This is a genomic window from Aestuariibaculum sediminum (genome assembly GCF_014596945.1).
Lineage (GTDB): Bacteria > Bacteroidota > Bacteroidia > Flavobacteriales > Flavobacteriaceae > Aestuariibaculum > Aestuariibaculum sediminum.
On sequence record NZ_JACVXB010000003.1, the window covers coordinates 79,371 to 101,519 of the forward strand.

Sequence of the window (22,149 nt, forward strand, 5' to 3'; positions counted from 1 at the left end):
TTTTATATTGACTAGTGAGTGGTAAAGATATTAAATGTTGCGCTACCTCATAATGGATTCGTAAGAATTTAATACCTGTCTTTTCTATTTATTTAAGGTTTTGTAAACGCAGATATGCTAAAAACAAAACCCACCCTTAAAAAGGATTAAGGATGGGAAAAAATTGCTATGAAAAAGAAAAATTATCACTAGAATTAAACTAGTGATGAATCAAATATAGTTTTTTTTTCTTAATTCCTATTAAAAAGAATTAAGAACTTTTTAAAAAACAATAGGTTAGTTTATAAATCTAAAGCCTATTGTTAATTAAGAAAACATATCTTTTACTTTTTCAAAAAATGATTTATCCGAACTTTCCGGTTTTGGTGCAAAGTGTTCATCTTCTTGCATCGATTCGAAAAATTCTCGTTGTTTTTTATTTAAAGTTTTTGGCGTCCAAACGTTCACGTGAACTAATAAATCTCCTTTACCATATCCATTAATACTAGGAATTCCTTTTCCGCGTAAACGTAAAATCTTACCAGACTGAACACCTGGTTCAATTTTTATACGAACTTTACCCGTTACAGTATCTATTTCTTTTGAAGTACCTAAAACAGCATCAGGAAAACTCACATATAAATCGTAATGCAGGTTATCGCCTTCACGTTGTAATTTTGCATGTTGCTCCTCTTCAATAACGACTATAATATCTCCAGGAATACCGTTACCAGGAGCTTCATTTCCCTTACCTGAAACCTTAAGTTGCATGCCATCAACAACACCTGCTGGTATTTTTATTGAAACAGTTTCTTCCGCAATTTTTAAACCTTGAGCATCTGCATCGGCAGGTTTTTTATCGATAGTTTCTCCTGCGCCTCCACAAGCATTACAAGGAGCAGATGTTTGCATTCTACCTAAAATGGTATTAGCTATGCGCGTTACCTGACCGGTACCGTTACACGTAGAACAAGTTTTATAGGTTGTGCCAGGTGCTTTTACCTTGCGTTTTACCTTTATTTTTTTATCAACCCCATTGGCTACTTCTTCTAATGTAAGCTTAACACGTATGCGTAGATTGCTTCCTTTGGCGCGACGTGTACCTCCGCCGCCAAAACCGCCAAAACCGCCACCAAAGCCGCCACCGAAGATATCACCAAACTGACTGAATATGTCGTCCATATTCATGCCGCCACCGCCAAAGCCGCCACCGTTTTCAAAAGCTTGGTGTCCAAACTGATCGTAACGTGCTTTTTTATCGGCATCACTTAGTACTTCGTAAGCTTCTGCTGCTTCCTTGAACTTAGTTTCTGCTTCTTTATTATCGGGGTTTTTGTCTGGATGAAATTCAATAGCCTTTTTACGATACGCCTTTTTAATTTCGGCCGCACTAGCTCCTTTACTTACTCCTAATACTTCGTAATAATCTCTTTTTGCCATGTTCCTTTTTTATTGTCCAATTACCACTTTAGGAAAGCGAATTACTTTATCTCCAAGCTTGTAACCTTTTTCAATAACGTCTATGATTTTTCCTTTTAAATCTTCTGAAGGCGCAGGTATTTGAGTTATCGCTTCGTGATTATCTGCATTAAAAGCATCACCTTGTGCAGCTTCAATCACTTCTAAACCTTTTTGTTGGAGTGTAGACTTTAATTTGTTATTAATTAACTCTACTCCTTTCAACAACTCTTTTTCTTCTGTCTTGGAAATTTCGGCATACGCTCTATCAAAATCATCTAAAATTGGTAATAACGCCACCATAACATCCTGACTTGCTGTTTTAAACAAATCAACACGTTCTTTAGAAGTCCTTTTTTTATAATTTTCAAACTCAGCAAATAAGCGTAAAAACTTATCTTTTTCTTGCTTTAATTCCTCTTGAAGCTTTTCTTCAACTGATTTTTCTTCTACCGGAGTGTTCTCCTCCACCTCAACAGTTTCGTTTTGAACAGCTTCCGCTTGCTCCTTTTCTATATCTTGCTCTTTTTTACTCATCTTTATTTCTAAATTTTTATGCAAACACTAAATCTAGTTGGCAAAAGTACTGCCATTATTATAAAAATGTCATAATGTCACGAAATAATTTTTACCGAAATTTAGAAAACTGAAGAATTAGCAGAAATTTTAGGTTTAGCTGCTATCAAATCATGCAATGCCGGTTGCAAATGATGGTGTTTAAAATAAAAACTTTTGTCTTCAATCTTTTTGCAACTTACACGTTGACTTTCAAACAAAATTGTGTGCATTTCACCTAAAACGAGTTTCATAAAAATCTTTGGAATATTTGGTAAGAACAGCGGCGCATCAACTTGATTAGCTATACTTTTAATTAATTCTAAATTCGTTACTGGATTGGGTGCCACCCCGTTATAAACACCAGACAATTGAAATTTTAAAACAAATAAAAACAATCGCGAAAGATCTTTTATGTGTATCCAGGATTGCCATTGATTCCCATTACCAAAAGCAGCTCCCAAACCTAATTTTACCGGCTTAAGCATTTCTTTAAGCGCGCCTCCATTATTCGATAAAACAAGACCTATTCTTATTTTTGAAACCACCACATCTAACTCAGAAAATGCATCAACCTCTGCTTCCCAAATTTGCGCAACTTTACTTAAAAATGAATGCGTTTCTTTTATCTTATAATCTTCTTCATAATAATTCGTATAAGAATCGGGATAAATACCAATTGCACTAGCCGAAATAATTTGTTTTATATGATGCACTTCACCTTTTAGACTGTTTACTAACAATCGCGTAGAGTCTTGTCTACTAGATATTATTTCCTTTTTATATTTAGATGTCCAGCGTTTAGAAATTGTTGCGCCAGCTAAATGTATTATAGCATCGACATTGTAGAAACAAGCCTTATCAATTTCCTGAGTCTTAGGGTTCCAATAGAATCCTTGATAATCTTTTTCTTGTTTAATTTTAGATTTGCTGGTTGTTAAGTAATTTACCTGTATATTTTTTTTTAGACAACTTTTAGTTATCTCGCTTCCTATTAAACCTGTTGCTCCGGTTATTAAAACTTTCATATATATTGTTTGATCGAGAAAAAGTGCACTTCGTTAAAAAACCTCTTAATTTAAAGTGAACCTCATGTCATTTAGTTAAAGTTACAAAAGAGACCAACCAAAAACTATAGATTTATACTAGGTTTAACATAATTTCTCAATTAGGCTTCTCATTTTACCTATACTACTCTTTTAGCCTCCTTTATCTCCAATTAAAACTACAATCATCGCAAATCTTCTTTGAAAGCTCTAAGCATTTCTCTTTTTCCCGGGGGGCCAGGTAACTTTTCTACTTTAAACTCTACTGCCTGCATAGCCCTACGTACACTTCCTTTTGCCGCGTAGGTTACTAAAACACCATTTAATTGAAGTGCATCATACATTTTCTGAAAAATTGATTCGGTCCATAATTCAGGTTGAACGCGTGCACCAAAAGCATCAAAATATATTAGATTATACTTCGCCTTTTCGTTAATCTCATTAAAAAAGCGTTTTTGTTTAATAAGAGTAAATTTAGATGTTACGTTATGCGACTCTTCCCAAGTTACATCGTGTAAATTATAAAATAGCTTTGCTTTAGTTTTAGCATCTAATTGTTCCGGATAATTTAACTGATGAATTTCATCTTTTAGAACAGGATAACCTTCAACACCATAATAATTTATGTTAAGTTCATATTTTTCCGATTCAAGTAAGGTTATAAAAGCATTTAAGCCTGTTCCAAAACCTATTTCCAAAATTGAAACTGAAGAAGTACCTGAATTCGTTTCAATAATATGGTGCAAACCATGTTTTATAAACACATGATAAGCCTCTTGAATAGCTCCATGTTTTGAATGATACTGTTCATTCCATTGTGGTAAATGTATGGTTGAACTCCCATCTCCTGTTATAACTACTTCCCTTTTCAATTATTTTTTCTTAATGTAAATTTCGTTGTTCGTATTTATTTCTAAACTTTTCTTTTTAATCACTTCATATAACTCTTGTTTTTTTGAAAGAAAAGAGCATAAATTAAAGAATTAATAAAAATAATTCAATTTAAACCGATTTAATTAAATTTTATATTGAATTGTTGTAAATATACTGCTTTTTTAAAAACGTTTTTACTTAAATTTGTAGCATAAAACTAATGCTATTTATGAACTCAACAATCAACCACATAGAGGTTATTAAATCGGAAACATCAAAATTAAAAGATGTAGATTTCGACAACCTAGCGTTTGGAAGTGTTTTTTCAGACCACATGCTAGAATGCAATTTTAAAGACGGAAAATGGCACGCTCCCAAGGTTGTCCCTTACCAACCAATAACACTAGATCCTTCGGCAAAGATATTTCACTATGGACAATCTGTTTTTGAAGGAATGAAAGCATATAAAGATGCTAACGAGGATGTTTATTTGTTTCGCCCACTAGATAACTTTAAGCGTTTAAATATTTCAGCTAAGCGTTTAGCGATTCCTGAATTACCAGAAAATTACTTTATGGATGGCTTAAAAGCATTATTAGAAGTGGACAAAGAATGGATACCTAAAAAAGATGGTAGCTCATTATATATTCGTCCGTTTATATTTGCTTCTGGTAATGGTTTCCATGCCTCACCTGCTAACGAATATAAATTCATTATTTGTACTGCTCCTTCTGGTGCTTATTTTTCTGGAAAAGTAAAAGTATTAATAGAACAAACCTATTCGCGTAGTGCTAACGGTGGTGTTGGATTTGCTAAAGCAGGTGGTAACTATGCCGGTCAATTTTATCCGACTCAGCTAGCAGTTGAAAAAGGATACCAACAAGTTATCTGGACCGACGATACAAGCCATGAATATATTGAAGAAGCTGGTGCGATGAATATTTTTGTGCGCATAAACGACACTTTAATCACTGCGCCAACGAGCGATAGAATTTTAGATGGAATTACGCGAAAAAGTATTGTGGAATTAGCGACTGCTGAAGGTTTAAATGTTGAAGTAAGAAAACTCTCGGTACATGAAGTAGTCGAGGCTGCTAAAAATGGTTCACTAAAAGAAATGTTTGGTGCAGGAACTGCTGCCGTAATTTCTCCTATTTCTGGTTTTGGCTACAAAGATCAAGATTTTGAATTACCTGAATTGGAAGAAACTTTTGCCGGTTTCCTTAAAAAACGCATTACAGATATTCAAACGAACAAAGTTGAAGATCCTTTTGGATGGCGATATAAAGTAGACTAATTAAATGTTTAGTTTATAGAAAACAAAAAGAGAAGCTAAAAAGCTTCTCTTTTTTTATTTGTCCAATATGGATGCTATATTTGGTTTAAAGTAATTTGGACCTTTCAAGACCTTGCCATCTTTACGATAAATGGGCTGCCCATCTTCTCCTAATTTACTCATATTACTACGCTGTATTTCTTCAAAAACCTCCTCTATTTTATGTTGCATACCATGCTCAATTATGGTTCCACATAAAATGTATAACATATCGCCTAAGGCATCGGCAACCTCGATTAAATCATTATTATTTGCTGCTTCCAAATATTCTTCGTTTTCCTCCTTCATCAGATTAAATCGTAAGGTATTCTTTTCTAAGCCCAAGTTCGCAGTAGGTGTTTCTTTATGCCCAATTTTAAAGGCCGTATGAAATGCCTTTACAGCTTCAATTTTATTTTTCATGTATTAAATATATTTGTAATCCATTTACAATAATAGAATGACTTTTACTTATTTTTGCCTAAAATTAATTATATGTTTAGTAACGGTCAAATCATTTTCGGGATTATATTTTTTATAATTTTTTCGATTATAATAGGTTTTATGTACCGAAAAGATTTAAAACTTCATAAGAAATTTTATAAAGGGAGTATTTGGATGCTATTTGCTTTTATAGGTTTTATACTGTTAATTGTTGCTATTAAATTTTTCTTAAAATAATACGCAACCTTTTAACGTTTTATGCATCAAGTTAATAACTAACTCAAATACTTTATTATGGATTTCTTGATTTTAATTGGGTGTTTACTTTTTATTAATGTGTGTCTTCTAATTTTTAGCGTAAATAAAAAACCAGAGCCCTAAAAGTTTTCCATAAACTTAATTTACAAGTACTGTTACAAAAATAAACTTCTGTAATTCATTCTTTATCTAAAGGATTCTGTTTGTTTTCTTTAGGCATAACTAGCGGTTTTAATTTTCTGTTGGCAGAAAATTATAACGCCTGCTATAATCTAACATTTGCTCAGCAAAACTATCGGGTTGTGTTATTTCAATGGCCGTAATTTCTCCGTTTTCATTAGTTACTGAAACTAGTACAGGGTTTACAAATCCACTGTAAGGAGCCGATTTAAATTGTTCATTACGGTTTAAAACTTCGGCATGTAAATCTTGATCTACTTTAACGCCATAGCCTTCAACCAAGGCTTCAACGGCATAAAAATCACCTTCAGATTTTATACGTTGTGTTTCACGCAGTAAATCGCCAAACAACTTATGTAACTTGGCATAATCGGTAATATTGTAAAATGTTTTACCATCGCGCGTTACTTTCTCTATCACATTATCGGCTTGTCCTTTATCGAATACCCACGCTGAAACCCATTGTCTGTTTCGCATATGGGCTTCCTCTACATCATCACCCAATTTTAATCGAATTAATTGAGTCATTAAACCATTACGAATGTAACCATCGTAAGCAGCTTTACCAACTTTTTCCCAATCCTCAACCAATCCTAATTCTTGTAATTTTGGATCATATAAATAGTATAGTGCTACCAAATCTGCACGTCCCTCTTCGAGGGTAGATGCATAATTTTTGAGTGTTTCCTTGGTTTCACCAACTCCTGGATTTAATCGTCCTGAAGCGTGCCCTACAACTTCATGCAAAGCTGTATGTAATTTATCGGCTAACTGACCATAAGTTTCTTCTAGTTTAAGTTCTTCTTCATCGTGAACGAATTCCTTTAATCGTTCAGAGCCACCTGAATTATTGTATGCTGCCACAATATTCCCCAGTGAAACTGATTTACTCCCTACCGCCGTGCGAATCCAATTGGCATTAGGTAAATTAACACCAATAGGTGTACTTGGTGAAGCATCACCAGATTCACCTGCAACATTAACTACTTTATACGTCACACCTACTACATTTTTCTTTTTATGTTCTTCCATAAGTGGTGAGTTATCTTCAAACCATTGCGCATTATCAGACAACACAGCCATCTTCTTTGACATATCGAAATCTTTTATTTGAACGATACTTTCGTAAGAGCCTCTGTACCCTAGTGGGTCATTATAAACTTCAATAAAACTATTTATATAATCGATGTTACCTTCGGTAGCAGCAGTCCATGCTACATTATAATCATCCCACGTTTGTAAATCTCCTGATTTGTAATAATCTATTAATAAACCAAGCGCTTCACCTTGTGCTTCGTTTTCTGCTTCGCCTTTAGCTAACTCTATCCATTTAATAATTTCATCAATAGCTTGTCCATACAAACCTCCTGATTTGTATACCCTTTCTTTTAAAACACCATCATCTTTTATTAATTGAGAATTTAAACCAAAGGACAAGGGCTTAGTAGGGTCGGGTGAACTTTTTGTTTTATAAAATTCTTCAACATCGTCATTTGTAACACCTTCTCCATAAAAATTAGTTGCAGATTCGGCAACATTATCTATTCCTTTTGCCAAGTTAACTTTTTTGGTGTCGTCGTTATTAAAAATAACATTAAAGGCATCTCCATCCAGTTTGGTGCCTGTGGCATCTAATAGCATTTTTAAGTAATCTGAAGTAAAATCTGGTTTTAACTTATCATTAGAATAATGGTGATGAATACCATTACTAAACCATACGCGCTTTAAATATACCTCGAATGCCTTCCAGTTAACAGAAGTTTTATCACCGTTATATGAAGTGTAAATTTGCTCTAAAGCCTTACGGATTTTTAAATTGTGCTTATAATTTTGATCCCAAATAATATCTCTTCCAGACAAGCCTGCCTGCGTTAAATAATACACTAACTTTTGTTCTTTTAATGTAAGGTTTTCCCATCCAGGAATTTGATATCTTAAAACTTTATATCAGCAAATTCCTCTACATTATAACTAAAAGGTGTTGTGCCCTTTTTTTCTTCTACTCCCACCGTTTTATCATTGTTAACACAAGAAAACATAATGACCGCAAATCCTAAAACCCCTAATATTTGTTTAATTTTCATTTGATTAAAATTTAAATGAATTATTAATTAAGAATAATTCATTAGTAAATACTGATTAATTTTTATTTAAATGTCTACAAATGTAATAATTTATCAATATAGAAATACAAAATGCTTATCTTTGATAATCACCTGATTTAGAAATTACATCAAATAATGAAAGCCTTTAAATATATTTTGTTTCTACTGTTAATTGCTGTTATTGGCACATCAATTTATGTCGCTATACAACCGAACGATTTTATTGTTAGTAGAACAAGAACTATCGAAGCTCCTGCATCAATAATTTATAATAACGTTATCGATTTTAAGAATTGGAAAGATTGGTCGTCTTGGGTAGAAGCCGATTCCGATATCAGGCTTATTTATCCCGAACAAACTTCAGGTATAAACGGTTCATACACATGGGAAGACGAAAGCGGCATAGGTACAATGACCACACTTGAAACGGTTCCAAATGCCACCATTTCTCAAGAAATGCAAATCGCAGATTTCCCCTCGTCTAAGGTAGACTGGACTTTTAACCCGAACCCTGATGGCACAACCGATGTTACCTGGACTATCGAAGGCAAAAATTTACCCTTCGGCTTTAAAGCTTATACAGCTTTCACTGGAAGTATGGAAGAACAGATTGGCCCGCATTACGAACGTAGTTTAGAAAAGCTAGACAGCATCGTTTTAGCACAAATGAAAAGATATTCAATCAAAGTTAATGGTATTACAAATCATGCCGGTATAAACTATATTTATATGTCCACGGTATGCAAAATTAATGAAGTTGCAACCGAAATGGATAAACTTTTTAAAACTCTAAATGGGTTTACACAAAATCATAATATAACCACCTTTGGAGCACCTTTTGTTATCTACTCATCCTGGGACGAACCTAATAACAGTGTGCAATTTTCTTCTTGTTTACCTGTAAATGAAGAACTAAATCCAATTTCTAGCAATGTTCAAATAGGCAAACTGGAGCCCTTTAAAGCAGTTAAAACTACTCTAAAAGGGAATTATAGCAACCTTAAAGAAGCGTGGGATAAAGCCTTACAATATGTACCTGATAACAGTTTAGAATTTCGAGTTAATGGTCCTATGATGGAAGTTTACATTACAGACCCAAATAACACGCCTAATCCTGCAAATTGGGTAACAGAAATTTATATTGCCATTAAAGACAATTAAAGATTTAATACTTTTTAAAAACCTTAACGCCTGCTTCTATTCGTGTTCTCAAATAATTTTCTCTGGGCACAATAGGACATGAATATTTATCGTTATATGCACAATAAGGGTTATACGCTTTATTAAAATCGATAATCATAGTATTGCCTTCTGGAATTTCTGCATCAATATAACGACCTCCACCGTAACTTTCTTCACCACTGGTTTCATCTAAAAACGGCAGAAACAAATAATCTTCCAAGCCTTCCTGAGTCATTAAATCCTTATCCTGATATATATTTAATTCCATTTTTTTTCCATGCAACACAAAATGTAAAACGCCATAAATACGTTTATGAGAAATACGACTGGTGGTAGTTTTCATAGGAACAAATTCTGAATTTGGTGTTAATTCTAGTGTTGCAGTGACGATGTAACTTGAATCAAATGGAAAAAACTCTAAACCGTTAAACGTTTTAATATCCTCGTCTTTTAAAGGCGATGTTGAAGCATCTTTGTATTCGGCATTTAACTTCCGTTGAAAATCGGTTTCACCCAAGTTATATTGCTTTTTATTCTGACACCCGGCTATTACAAAAACGCATAACATTATCGCATATTTCATTTGAATAAATTTAGATTCCAAAAATACAACTTACAATTATTTTATATAAGTTTGTAATTCAAAACATTAAAAAATGCACTTTATTATAACAATGTCTAAGAAGCAGTATACCTCTGTAAATTTAAGAGGTCGGACTTGTTATGTATTGTGGTGATATCATTATAAAACATTACTATTATAAAAGTCCGACCTAACCGTCGGACTTTTTTATTTTTAACATTCTCTAACCAAGCAATGAAGCTACTATTAAAAAATTACATAAACACCTTTAAAGGGTTATCCAAAGAAATTTGGTGGCTGGCATTAATAACATTTATTAATCGTGCAGGAACAATGGTTATTCCCTTTTTATCTCTATATCTAAAGGAAGATTTACAGTTTTCAGTAAGTCAGGTTGGTTGGATCATGAGTGCATTCGGATTAGGTTCGGTAGTAGGCTCATGGATTGGCGGAAAATTAACCGATCAAATTGGCTATTACAAAGTCATGGTTAGAAGTCTGATAGCTACTGGCATTCTCTTTATCGCACTGCAAAAGCTAAATACATTTACGTCTATTTGTATTGGCATCTTTATAGTAATGTTGGTTGCCGATGCCTTTAGACCTGCTATTTTTGTTGCTTTAAATGCTTACAGCAAACCAAAAAATAAAATTCGATCACTTACTCTAATTCGATTAGCTATAAACCTGGGTTTTTCTGCAGGTCCAGCCATAGGAGGTTTAATTATAACTGGTTTGGGCTATCGTGGTTTGTTTTGGGTAGATGGTATAACTTGTTTACTGGCTGCTATAGTTATGATAGTCGTACTAAATCCGAAAAAGGCCAAAGTGCTTGATGATCTTACAAATGAAAATCCTGTATCGGTTTATAAAGACAAAGCTTTCCTGATATTTTTTATAGCCATGGTATTGTTTGGTATTGTTTTTCTTCAATATTTCTCAACCATAACTATATATTACAAAGATATACATATGCTAAGTGAATTAGAAATAGGTTTAATTCTGGGATTAAATGGTTTGCTAATTTTTATATTTGAAATGCCTTTAATTAAATGGCTAGAAAATACGGCGTTCACAAAACTAGGCTTAGTATTTTTTGGATCAGTGCTCACAGGCTTAAGTCTTTTAATTTTAAACTTTACATCGTGGTCAGGCATTTTAATCATAGGTATGCTTTTAGTTACATTTGGTGAAATGATAGCCTTTCCGTTTTCAAATGCTTTCGCTATTGAACGTGCTAAAAATGGAAGTCAAGGCGAATATATGGCCTTGTATTCTATATCATTTTCGATAGCGCATATTTTCGGACACAACACAGGATTGCAATTAACAGCTAACTTAGGATATAATAATACATGGTATATAATTGCCGGTATTGCTGCAATTTGTGCAGTAATATTATTCACATTAAACAAAAAATTGAACAAAATAAATTAAATGAAAAATAAATTCGACGTTTTAATTATTGGTGCTGGTCCCATAGGAATAGCTTGCGCATTGGAGTGTAAAAAGCGAGGTTGGTCTTATTGTGTTATTGAAAAAGGAGCTTTAACCAACTCGCTTTTCAACTACCCAAAAAATATGACATTTTTTTCTACTTCAGAGAAATTAGAGATTGACGACATTCCATTTATAAGTAATAATCCGAAACCAAATCGAGATGAAGCTTTGGAATATTACCGTAGGGTAGTAACCAGTAATGAACTAAACATTAAGTTGTATGAAAAAGTCCTTAGCATTAATAAAACCGAAGGAATTTTTAATATATCAACTTCAAAATCAAACTACACCTCACAACGCGTTATTATCGCTACAGGATTCTACGATATTCCTAACTTAATTGGCGTTCCAGGTGAAGAATTACCTAAAGTAACTCATTACTACAAAGAAGCACACAATTATGCCTTACAAAATGTTATTGTTGTAGGCGCAAGCAATTCATCGGTTGATGCCGCCCTAGAAATATGGCGCAAAGGAGGTCATGTTACCATGGTGGTAAGAGGCGACAACATTGGGGAGCGCGTAAAATACTGGGTTAGGCCCGATATCATGAATCGCATAAAAGAAGGTAGTATAAAAGCCTATTTTAATTCTGAAATCACAAAAATAGACGTCAATACGGTAAACATAAAAACCCCATATGGCTCTGAAATTTTAGATAACGATTATGTAGTAGCGCTAACTGGTTATTTACCCGATTTTGAATTTCTAAAAAACAGCAACATTACCCTTTCAACTGATGGCAAAAGTATTCCAAATTATAATCCGGAAACTATGGAATCAAATATTCCTGGATTATATTTAGCTGGCGTTATTTGCGGGGGTACTGAAACACACAAATGGTTTATCGAAAATTCACGTATTCATGCTAAACTTATCGCAACTCACATAGAAACTAAAGAAAAAACTATCTAACAATGAATTTAAATCAAATTACAATTCCTTCGCAGAATTTAGAGAAGGCTACCGAATTTTATAAAATATTAGGATTACACCTTATAGTGGATTCAATTCATAAGTATGTTCGATTTGAATGCCCAAAAGGTGATAGTACATTTTCTATTCATCACGTCGATACTTTGGCAAGCGGAACCGGAATAACTATTTATTTTGAAGTAGAAAATCTAGATGCATCGGTTAAAAAACTTCAACAACGAGATATTAAATTTAACAGCCTTCCTGAAGATAAGCCGTGGTTGTGGCGTGAAGCCCATTTAAACGACTTAGATGGTAATCATATCATATTGTATCATGCGGGTAAAAACAGGAAAAATCCACCCTGGCGCATTAATTAAGAATGCTACGCCTTATTAGTTGAAACGTACCGAAGACTATTTAATTGGTTTTATTTCCTTAAATCTGGTTACATGCGACAACACAATTTGTGTTTTGGTTTCACCATAAATAATTAACTGATCAATAAAGGTCTCTAAATGTTTTTGATTTTTTAAAACCACCTCCATGACAATATTTTCATTTCCTGTAATTCTATAACAGTTCAATACCTCATCGTAAGTTTTAACCTTTTCCAAAAAAGGTTTTAACTTACCTATAAAGGCTCGCAAAGTTATAATTGCTTTTAATTGATATCCCATATCTAATGGCGACACTACGGTTTTGTATCCTAGAATAATTCCAGCATCTTCCATTTTCTTTATCCGTTCCGAAACTGCTGGTGAACTAATACCAACTTGACGTCCTATTTCGGCATTAGACTGCCTTGCATTCTGCTGTAAACACTTCAATATCTTCCAGTTAAGCGCATCTAATATCATTTAAAAGTTATTTTACGATAAAAAATTAATATTTAAAGTAAATATACGCATTTACTTTAAATATTAAAGCTGATTATGAAGACTAGTCAGTAATTTTGATAAAAACGCTAAAGAGAAAAAGATGAAGTCAACCAATACCCCACCAAACCTATCGGATTTACCGATTTATAGAAAAGCGTTAGAAATATTCACGCTTTCTCAAAACATTTCATCGTATTTAAATCACGATTTATCCGAACTAAAACCTGACGGTTCTGAGGATAATAATATTTATTTTTCAGGAGATATTGTACAACAATCTATTTCATTAGCTCCCGAAATTGCTAATGTGGAATTAGAGCGTTACTCAGAAAAAAGACATAAGCATATTGCAGCGCTTAAACGTCTCACTAATAAATTATACAGAAACTCGTATCGTTTAGAAAAATCGAACAGTAACGGGAAAGATTTTTTACCTATTTTACGAAGTGAATTAAAAAAATTCAAACAATTACAGCGTACTTGGTTACTGACTTTGTAAGTAGTTGATTCATCAGACTTCTTTTTCTACTTTTAATTAGATATTTATAAAACATAAACGCAGAATGAATGCCATTTTTTACATCGCTTTCACTCTGCATTTTTTTTATTAGTATCTATAAGATACATTAAACTCTTACGCTACAAAAAGCATTAAATTAAAAAGTATTTTTCTTCAATAAATTAAAACATTAAGGTTCAACTTAGCTTGCTTTATCCAGCCTTACAATATAACTATCTGTAAGATAGTATTTTTCAGATTTAATCACGTTTAATAACCAGTCTATATGATTTTTAGACTTTCTGTTGAATTTATACTTTAGGGTCGCTTCCATAATACTGTATTTTAAATTAAACATATTATTGAATTTTTGGGAAGATTTAAGATAACTAAGAATTACACTTTTACATAAAATTCTAGTCAACAAACACATTTAATCCTTTTACTTGCAGCGACTTACAAAAACATCCGATAAAATACACTCATAAAATTCATAAAATTTGAAAAAAAAATCCCGAGCTGCTACTCGGGATGATTTTTATTAAGGATTATAATTCAATTACATGTTACGTCTATATTGTCCACCTACCTCAAATAAAGCATCTGTAATCTGACCTAAAGAACATACTTTAGTTGCTTCCATTAAAACTTCAAACACATTATTATTAGTAACTGCAGCTTCTTGAACCTTAGTTAATGCAGCTTCAATCTTATTTTCGTATGTTTTATGCAGATTTTCTAAAGTTTTAATTTGAAATTGTTTTTCTTCTTCGGTGGCACGAATTACCTCTTTAGGTTGAATTGTTGGAGAACCTTTACTACTTAAAAATGTATTCACACCAATTATCGGAAAATCGCCATTATGTTTCAATGTTTCATAATACAAGCTTTCTTCCTGTATTTTACTGCGCTGATACATAGTTTCCATAGCCCCTAAAACCCCACCGCGTTCGGTAATTCGATCGAATTCAAGTAATACAGCCTCCTCCACTAAATCGGTTAATTCTTCGATAATGAAAGCGCCTTGAATAGGATTTTCATTTCGAGCTAAACCTAATTCCTTATTAATTATTAATTGAATAGCCATAGCACGTCGCACAGATTCTTCGGTAGGTGTAGTAATGGCCTCATCGTAGGCATTCGTGTGTAATGAATTGCAATTATCATAAATCGCATAGAGCGCTTGAAGTGTGGTACGTATATCGTTAAAATCAATTTCCTGCGCATGCAAACTTCGTCCTGAGGTTTGAATGTGATATTTTAACATTTGTGCTCTTGAGTTGGCGCCATACTTTTCTTTTAATGCTTTTGCCCAAATTCTACGAGCCACGCGACCTATTACCGCATATTCAGGATCGATTCCATTGGAAAAGAAAAACGATAAATTTGGTCCGAATTTATTAATATCCATCCCTCTGGAAAGATAATATTCTACATACGTAAACCCGTTCGATAAAGTTAACGCCAATTGCGTTATAGGATTAGCTCCTGCCTCAGCTATATGATAACCTGAAATGGAAACTGAATAAAAATTTCTGACATTATTATCTATGAAATACGCCTGCACGTCCCCCATTAATCGAAGCGCAAATTCTGTTGAAAATATACAGGTGTTTTGAGCTTGATCTTCTTTTAAAATATCGGCCTGAACGGTACCCCTAACCTGAGCAATGGTTTTTGATTTAATATCGTTGTATACTTCTAAAGGTAATACCTGATCACCAGTAACACCTAATAACATGAGCCCTAATCCATCATTTCCTTCTGGCAATTCTCCGTTATATATAGGACGTTTAATGCCTTTTTCCTTATAAATTGCTTCAATTTTATCTTCAACTTCTTTTTCTAGTCCCTGCTCCTTAATATAAAGTTCGCATTGCTGATCGATAGCCGTGTTCATAAAAAAGCCTAATAGCATAGGCGCAGGACCATTTATTGTCATACTAACCGATGTCATGGCATCAGCCAAATTAAAACCGGAATACAACTTTTTGGCATCATCCAAACAACAAATACTCACTCCGGCATTACCAATTTTCCCGTAAATATCTGGTCGATAATCCGGATCGTTACCATAAAGAGTAACGCTATCGAAAGCCGTAGATAATCGCTTTGCAGGCATTCCCAAACTAACATAATGAAACCTTCGGTTAGTTCGCTCCGGGCCACCTTCACCTGCAAACATTCGCGTAGGATCTTCACCGGTGCGCTTAAACGGATATAAACCTGATGTAAATGGGAATTCTCCAGGAACATTTTCTTGTAAAGTCCAACGCAGGATATCCCCCCATGCTTGATACTTTGGCAAGGCCACTTTAGGAATTTTTGTATGCGATAACGACTCAGTGTGTGTTTCAATTTTAATGTCCTTATCTCGAACTTTAAATGTGTAAATTGGATTTTTATACTTCTCAACTTTTTCTTGCCATCCGATTAGGGTTTCCCAATTATAAGGATCCAGATTCATTTTTACTCTATCGAACTCAGCAACAAGAAGTTTTACAAAATCCGCATGTGCATCGATATGTACTAATCCTTCTATATTAATTCCACCTTTTTCCAGCTGTGGGATATCTCCTGATACCGATTCTATCGTCTTATATATACCGAATAACTTTTGCGCAACTTCTACCTGCTCTTTTACTGTTTTATCATAAGCCCGATTCGATTCGGCTATTTCAGATAAATATCGTGTACGGCTTGGCGGAATTACAAAAATCTTTTCACTCATTTCCTGAGTCAACTGAAATGATGAATGTAATTCGCTTTTCGTTTTCTCAACGATTTTATCCATTACTGCCCTGTATAGTGCATTCATTCCAGGATCATTAAATTGCGAAGCAATCGTTCCGAAAACAGGCAAATCATCGTGATTGACTTCCCACAATTCATGGTTTCGCATGTATTGCTTTTTAACGTCGCGTAAAGCATCGAGGGCGCCACGTTTATCAAATTTATTTATGGCTACCAAATCGGCAAAATCGAGCATATCAATTTTTTCTAATTGGGTAGCCGCTCCAAATTCCGGGGTCATTACATACAAAGACACATTACTATGCTCGATAATTTCGGTATCCGACTGTCCAATACCAGAAGTTTCCAAAATAATTAAATCATATTGTGCTGCCTTTAAAACCTCTACAGCTTCATTTACATGTTTTGATAGGGCTAAATTAGATTGACGGGTAGCCAAACTACGCATGTATACTCTAGGATTGTTAATCGCATTCATTCTAATACGATCGCCCAACAGAGCTCCGCCTGTTTTACGCTTAGATGGATCTACAGAAATAATCCCCACCGTTTTCTCTGGGAAATCTATTAAAAATCGACGCACAAGTTCATCGACTAACGACGATTTACCTGCTCCACCAGTCCCTGTAATGCCTAATACAGGCGTTTTTGAAGATTCATTTTTATTATGTATTTCTTGTAATGCATCTTTAGCTACTTCAGGAAAATTCTCGGCCGAGGAAATAACCCGAGCTATGGATTGGATATTTTTATCTTCCAATTGATTTACCTCACCGTTCAATGTATCGCCTACGGCAAAATCTGATAGCTTAACCAAATCGTTTATCATTCCTTGTAAACCAAGTTCTCTGCCGTCATCAGGAGAGTAAATACGGGTAATGCCATAATCCATGAGTTCTTTTATTTCCTCAGGAAGGATGACCCCGCCGCCGCCGCCAAATATTTTGATATGCGACGCACCTTTTTCCTTTAGCAAATCGTACATATACTTAAAATACTCATTATGACCACCTTGATATGAAGTCATTGCTATAGCATTAGCATCTTCCTGAATCGCCGTATTAACCACTTCTTCAACACTTCTATCATGTCCTAAATGTATTACCTCTACGCCGGTAGATTGAATAATACGTCTCATTATATTTATTGCCGCATCGTGACCGTCAAAAAGTGACGCAGCAGTAACAATTCTAACTTTATATTTTGGTTTATAAGGAGCTGTTCGCATCTTTTCAAATAATTAAATAATATAACTTTATAAGGTTCAAATTTACGAAATATTCAAAAAAATCTACTATTTACAAATGATTATCTAAATTTTAAAGAACCATTTTCATACTAACTTTTTTTTAGGTTAATTTTGAGTGACTTATATAACACTATGAACAAAATTACCATTTTAATTCACTGTAAAGACCGCCCTAACATTATAGCGACGGTAACCAATTTTATTGCTAAAAATCAAGGAAACATTGTGTATATCGATCAGTTTGTTGATCGTGAACAGAACGAGTTTTTTATGCGATTGGAAAGTGAATTTACAGAAAATACTTTTAACACAGAGGACTTTAAAGCGTCATTCAAATTAAACTTAGCCAAAGTATTTAAAATGAAATGGCGCATTTATTCTTCAGAAAGTAAACCTAAAATGGCTTTATTTATTTCGAAATACGACCACTGTTTGTACGATATCCTTGGGCGTTATAATTCAGGTGAATTAAATTTAGAAATTCCTTTTATCATTAGTAATCATAAAGATTTAAAACCAATTGCTGATAGTTTTAAAATTCCATTTTACCATATTCCTGTTACTAAAGACACAAGAGAAGAGGCGGCTAAAAAACAATTGTCACTACTGGAGGAACATGGTATAAGTTTTATTGTTTTGGCACGCTATATGCAAATTATTCCTGAATTGCTTATAGATAAATTTCCTAATAAAATTATAAACATACATCACTCATTTTTACCTGCATTTATTGGCGCTAAACCCTACCATTCAGCCTATAAAAGAGGGGTAAAAATAATTGGAGCAACAAGTCATTACGTTACCGAAGAATTAGATGGTGGTCCGATAATCGAACAAGATGTTACTCGCGTGACGCATGCACACTCGATATCAGACTTAATAGCAAAGGGTCGTGATTTAGAAAAAATTGTTTTAGCTAATGCCATTAAACTTCATGCCGAGCGAAAAGTTATGGTGTATAATAATAAAACTGTGATTTTCTCTTAACCTAAGATTGTAATTCATAAATTAAATTTATACATTGCAAGTCACTCATTATCAAGAGTTAACATGTTGTATTATGTAACTATTTTCAACTAATTATAATTAACTATTATTCTATGTTTAATTAGGTTGAATTTAGTTTTATACATATAGCTATGTGACAATCTCTTCTAATAAGTGTCTCAAATCATGTATAAACCATTGACTAAATTTAATTTTATGAAAAACAGACTATTCTTTAGCCTTGCTCTATTGTTGGGTATAGGCTACTACTCTCAGGCCCAAAATTTACCTGATAATCCAGAACCTGGTAAATGTTATGTAAAATGTATTACAAAGGATGAATTTAAAGAAGTAGAGGAAACCATCGTTGTTTACCCTTCATACACTAAACTTGAAGTTATTCCGGCTACCTACAAAACTGTTGAAGAACGCGTATTGGTAAAAGAAGCCTCTAAAAAATTAGTATATGTTCCTGCCGTTTATGAAACTGTTGAAGTACCTTATGTAAAAAAGGAAGGAAGAACCGATTTAACTATTTCTCCTGCTACCTTTGGCAGCAATTCTCAAACCTTCGAGGTATATCCAAAAACCTCTGGTTGGGAATATAAAGAAACTGCCTGTGATTCTCCTAATAAAGAAGATTGTGTGGTTGCGTGTTTTGTTGAATATCCTGCACAGTTTAAAGATGTAAGTTTTACCACTTTAGATAAAGATGCAAGAACAAACAATGTTCCAGTAGACCAAATTGGCACTACTTACAAAAAACAAGTTGTAAAAACGCCTGCAAGAATGGAAGAAATTGAAATACCTGCAGAGTATGCAACCATAAAACGTCAAGTTCTTGATCAGCCGGCTACAACAAGAAGCATTACTGTTCCAGAAAAAACTCAAACGGTAAGAAGAACTGTTTTGGCTAAAAAAGGAGGAATCACCACTTGGGAAGAAGTTGATTGTGACTTACTTGATGCCAACGTATTACCTATTTTCTACGAATTAGGAAGTGCTCGTATTACACCTGAATCTAAAAAGATTATCGATGATAAGTTATTACCTTTATTAAATAGTAAACCTGTTAGTATAGAAATAATGTCTCACACAGATTCCAGAGGTAATGATGACTTTAACATGTCTCTATCGCAGCAGCGCGCTAATTCTGTTGTAAATTACTTGGTTTCAAAAGGCATTTCTAGAAGTAGATTATCGGCTAAAGGTTATGGTGAAACTCGATTAGTAAACCGCTGCTCTAACGGGGTAGATTGTACTGAAGCTGAACATCAAAAAAATAGACGTACAGAATTTAGAGTTTTAGGTAACTAAAATAACCTTCATAACATAAAAAAAGACACCTTAAAAAGGTGTCTTTTTCTTTTTATAAATAACATAAATTGGATATTCCTTATTTTCCTTTTTAACTGTTACACCGTAGGTATCTCGAAAATTATCCACCATCAGAGTAGAATATTTATAATGTATTTGCCAATCGTGTAAAACATTATCGGCTAATTTACCTTCCTCAAGTATTGGGGTTTCTAATAAATTAGACAACTGATATTTAATGTTTTTAAAGGTCACATTATCGGCTTGAATTTCTGCATCGCCGATTAAATACTGCAAATTATTGTTCCCCCAATCTATTTGATTTGTGTCCCAAAATGTGGCAGCATCAGTATTAAAAACAAAAACATCACCAACCTTATTTTCTTCCTTAATATTTAACTTTAATCCCCTTACAATATTTTTAAACAGATTTGTGTAGGCACGAGAATTATAATTCACTTTAACACGGTACGACTCATTAAATCTTGATTCCAACTGAATTTGACCTCTGCTTATCCCTTTTGCATAAGCCAATATATCCCGTATTCTGCCTCGAATTTCGACAAAGTCACCTTTATTTTCAGTCTGAAGTACTTCTCCCCAATCCTTTTCTAAACGTTCTATTTTAATGTTTTTATCGAGTGTCTCTAAATTATCAGATTCTAAAACCATATTGTATGCATTTTCTTCAAACATACTTTTAACCGATATTTGTTCCTTATTTAGTTTTAAAAACGCATCAATATCTACTGGTTTAAATTCCGCAGGATGGCCTTCCCATAAATTTTCACCTTTTGCATTAAACAAAATACCATAAGGTAAACTCTTAACATTATATTTTTTAAATGCCTCGCCATCAAAATCTATGGCTACAGCCAGTTTGGTAGGCTTATTTTCTATAAACTTCGTCACTATCTTTGAATCTTCCTGACTCAAAGATAGGACGTAAAAATCGTCTTTGTATTGCCATTGCAAAGCCTCTAGGTACTTTGAAGCATGAACGCATGGTCCGCACCAAGTTGCCCAGAAATCAATAAAATAAAGCTTATTTTGATCTTGTCTCGCCAATTCTGACGGTTTAATAAAATTAGAAATCTTTATTTGTCCTGTCATAAAAACAGGAATCAACCAAACAAAAATCACAAAAAGTCTAATTAAATTCATAGTAAGCATATTATTACATCTAAAATAATCAAATACTATGCTAAAATAATATACATCTATAAATAAGAACCATATTTACCTTATAAACTCTATATTTGTTTTGAATTAAAAACGCCCGATTATGAGAAAAGCCCTATTCACATTTGCACTAATTTTTACTTTAACATCATGCGCTGATTTGCACCACGTTATTAATCAAATACCACAAACTACAGGCGCTATAGGAAATGATCAAATAGCATCTGGACTTCGAGAAGCTCTAAATTTTGGTATCGAAAAGCAAGTTTCGAAATTAACGCAAACCGACGGATTCTATAAAAACGATTTAGTAAAAATTTTATTACCAGAAGAATTAAAACAAGTTGACTCTGGTTTAAGAAAAATTGGTTTGTCGAGTTTAGCCGACGAAGGAATAAAAGCACTAAATCGCGCTGCTGAAGATGCTGTAAAAGAGGCGACACCTATATTTGTTAATGCCGTTAAACAAATTACCTTTACCGATGCTAAAAACATTTTATTAGGCAGTGATAATGCCGCTACACAATATCTTAATAATAAAACTGAAAGTGAATTATATACTAAATTTCACCCAGTAATAAATCAATCGTTCTCTAAAGTAGGAGCTGATAAAATTTGGACCAATTTAATCAACAAATACAATAGTATACCTTTCACTAGTAAAGTAAATCCAGATTTAACCGATTATGTAACAAGTGAAGCACTGGAAGGTGTTTATACTATGATAGCTGTAGAAGAAAAAGAAATTCGTACAGATATTTCATCGAGAACCACAACTTTACTAAAACAAGTTTTCGCCTTGCAAGACTAAAAAATTAAATGGTTTCGTACACATTTCCGATGGTGAATAAAATCGCTATCGGATTTTTTTTTTATTAAATAAAAAA

At 33.6% G+C, this 22,149-nt stretch carries 19 protein-coding genes and 1 pseudogene; 9 read left to right on the top strand and 11 right to left on the bottom strand.

The annotated features are described in order from the left end of the window. Positions 1-306: 306 nt before the first annotated feature. The 4 genes from dnaJ to mnmD form a co-directional block, all read right to left on the bottom strand. Positions 307-1,419 carry a molecular chaperone DnaJ gene (gene dnaJ, locus ICJ83_RS08050; protein WP_188229875.1) on the bottom strand — a complete coding sequence of 371 codons (1,113 nt, stop codon included), beginning with the start codon at positions 1,417-1,419 and terminating at the stop codon, positions 307-309. A gap of 9 nt (positions 1,420-1,428) precedes the next feature. Continuing rightward, positions 1,429-1,974 carry a nucleotide exchange factor GrpE gene (locus ICJ83_RS08055; RefSeq protein ID WP_188229876.1) on the bottom strand — a complete coding sequence of 182 codons (546 nt, stop codon included), beginning with the start codon at positions 1,972-1,974 and terminating at the stop codon, positions 1,429-1,431. A 101-nt stretch (positions 1,975-2,075) separates the two neighbouring features. Then, complete coding sequence (locus tag ICJ83_RS08060; protein WP_188229877.1) at positions 2,076-3,020, bottom strand: TIGR01777 family oxidoreductase; 945 nt, start codon at positions 3,018-3,020, stop codon at positions 2,076-2,078. A gap of 203 nt (positions 3,021-3,223) precedes the next feature. Next, positions 3,224-3,910: a tRNA (5-methylaminomethyl-2-thiouridine)(34)-methyltransferase MnmD gene (gene mnmD, locus ICJ83_RS08065; protein ID WP_188229878.1), complete on the bottom strand. Its 687-nt coding sequence runs from the start codon at positions 3,908-3,910 to the stop codon at positions 3,224-3,226. Between the two features lie 230 nt (positions 3,911-4,140). On the opposite strand from mnmD, the gene ICJ83_RS08070 reads away from it, so the two are divergent. Beyond that, positions 4,141-5,208, top strand: a complete 1,068-nt coding sequence (locus tag ICJ83_RS08070) for a branched-chain amino acid aminotransferase (RefSeq protein WP_188229879.1) — start codon at positions 4,141-4,143, stop codon at positions 5,206-5,208. A gap of 54 nt (positions 5,209-5,262) precedes the next feature. On the opposite strand, the gene ICJ83_RS08075 is transcribed toward ICJ83_RS08070, so the two are convergent. Both ICJ83_RS08075 and ICJ83_RS08080 read right to left on the bottom strand, forming a co-directional pair. Further along, positions 5,263-5,649: a pyrophosphohydrolase domain-containing protein gene (locus ICJ83_RS08075; RefSeq protein ID WP_188229880.1), complete on the bottom strand. Its 387-nt coding sequence runs from the start codon at positions 5,647-5,649 to the stop codon at positions 5,263-5,265. Between the two features lie 510 nt (positions 5,650-6,159). After that, positions 6,160-8,147 (bottom strand): annotated as a pseudogene (locus ICJ83_RS08080) (dipeptidyl-peptidase 3 family protein). 201 nt (positions 8,148-8,348) lie between these two features. Between ICJ83_RS08080 and ICJ83_RS08085 the strand changes: the two are divergent. Next, complete coding sequence (locus ICJ83_RS08085; RefSeq protein WP_188229881.1) at positions 8,349-9,374, top strand: SRPBCC family protein; 1,026 nt, start codon at positions 8,349-8,351, stop codon at positions 9,372-9,374. A 4-nt stretch (positions 9,375-9,378) separates the two neighbouring features. Here the strand turns inward: ICJ83_RS08085 and ICJ83_RS08090 are convergent, their stop codons facing one another. Further along, positions 9,379-9,978, bottom strand: coding sequence for a DUF1684 domain-containing protein (locus tag ICJ83_RS08090; RefSeq protein ID WP_188229882.1), 600 nt, complete (start codon positions 9,976-9,978; stop codon positions 9,379-9,381). A 234-nt stretch (positions 9,979-10,212) separates the two neighbouring features. On the opposite strand from ICJ83_RS08090, the gene ICJ83_RS08095 reads away from it, so the two are divergent. The 3 genes from ICJ83_RS08095 to ICJ83_RS08105 are packed head-to-tail and all read left to right on the top strand — an operon-like array spanning position 10,213 to position 12,773. Then, on the top strand, positions 10,213-11,415 hold the full coding sequence (locus tag ICJ83_RS08095; protein ID WP_188229883.1) for an MFS transporter: 1,203 nt from the start codon (positions 10,213-10,215) through the stop codon (positions 11,413-11,415). Next, positions 11,416-12,393, top strand: a complete 978-nt coding sequence (locus ICJ83_RS08100) for a YpdA family putative bacillithiol disulfide reductase (protein WP_188229884.1) — start codon at positions 11,416-11,418, stop codon at positions 12,391-12,393. Between the two features lie 2 nt (positions 12,394-12,395). Then, positions 12,396-12,773 carry a VOC family protein gene (locus tag ICJ83_RS08105; RefSeq protein ID WP_188229885.1) on the top strand — a complete coding sequence of 126 codons (378 nt, stop codon included), beginning with the start codon at positions 12,396-12,398 and terminating at the stop codon, positions 12,771-12,773. A gap of 36 nt (positions 12,774-12,809) precedes the next feature. Here ICJ83_RS08105 and ICJ83_RS08110 read toward each other — a convergent pair whose 3' ends face one another. Then, the gene (locus ICJ83_RS08110) at positions 12,810-13,253 is read right to left on the bottom strand and encodes an Lrp/AsnC family transcriptional regulator (protein ID WP_188229886.1); all 444 of its coding nucleotides are present in this window, start codon (positions 13,251-13,253) and stop codon (positions 12,810-12,812) included. A 121-nt stretch (positions 13,254-13,374) separates the two neighbouring features. On the opposite strand from ICJ83_RS08110, the gene ICJ83_RS08115 reads away from it, so the two are divergent. After that, positions 13,375-13,773 (top strand): hypothetical protein, encoded by a 399-nt coding sequence (locus tag ICJ83_RS08115; protein WP_188229887.1) that lies wholly within the window; start codon positions 13,375-13,377, stop codon positions 13,771-13,773. Between the two features lie 202 nt (positions 13,774-13,975). On the opposite strand, the gene ICJ83_RS08120 is transcribed toward ICJ83_RS08115, so the two are convergent. Both ICJ83_RS08120 and ICJ83_RS08125 read right to left on the bottom strand, forming a co-directional pair. After that, positions 13,976-14,131, bottom strand: coding sequence for a hypothetical protein (locus ICJ83_RS08120; RefSeq protein ID WP_188229888.1), 156 nt, complete (start codon positions 14,129-14,131; stop codon positions 13,976-13,978). A 201-nt stretch (positions 14,132-14,332) separates the two neighbouring features. Next, positions 14,333-17,755, bottom strand: coding sequence for a methylmalonyl-CoA mutase family protein (locus ICJ83_RS08125; protein WP_188229889.1), 3,423 nt, complete (start codon positions 17,753-17,755; stop codon positions 14,333-14,335). 153 nt (positions 17,756-17,908) lie between these two features. On the opposite strand from ICJ83_RS08125, the gene purU reads away from it, so the two are divergent. Both purU and ICJ83_RS08135 read left to right on the top strand, forming a co-directional pair. Continuing rightward, positions 17,909-18,763, top strand: coding sequence for a formyltetrahydrofolate deformylase (purU, locus tag ICJ83_RS08130; RefSeq protein WP_188229890.1), 855 nt, complete (start codon positions 17,909-17,911; stop codon positions 18,761-18,763). 216 nt (positions 18,764-18,979) lie between these two features. Beyond that, the gene (locus tag ICJ83_RS08135; RefSeq protein WP_188229891.1) at positions 18,980-20,080 is read left to right on the top strand and encodes an OmpA family protein; all 1,101 of its coding nucleotides are present in this window, start codon (positions 18,980-18,982) and stop codon (positions 20,078-20,080) included. Between the two features lie 30 nt (positions 20,081-20,110). Here ICJ83_RS08135 and ICJ83_RS08140 read toward each other — a convergent pair whose 3' ends face one another. Further along, complete coding sequence (locus ICJ83_RS08140; RefSeq protein ID WP_188229892.1) at positions 20,111-21,244, bottom strand: TlpA family protein disulfide reductase; 1,134 nt, start codon at positions 21,242-21,244, stop codon at positions 20,111-20,113. Between the two features lie 121 nt (positions 21,245-21,365). Between ICJ83_RS08140 and ICJ83_RS08145 the strand changes: the two genes are divergently transcribed. Beyond that, a complete protein-coding gene (locus ICJ83_RS08145; RefSeq protein WP_188229893.1) occupies positions 21,366-22,073 on the top strand; it encodes a DUF4197 domain-containing protein in 708 nt (235 codons plus the stop codon). Positions 22,074-22,149 lie beyond the last annotated feature (76 nt).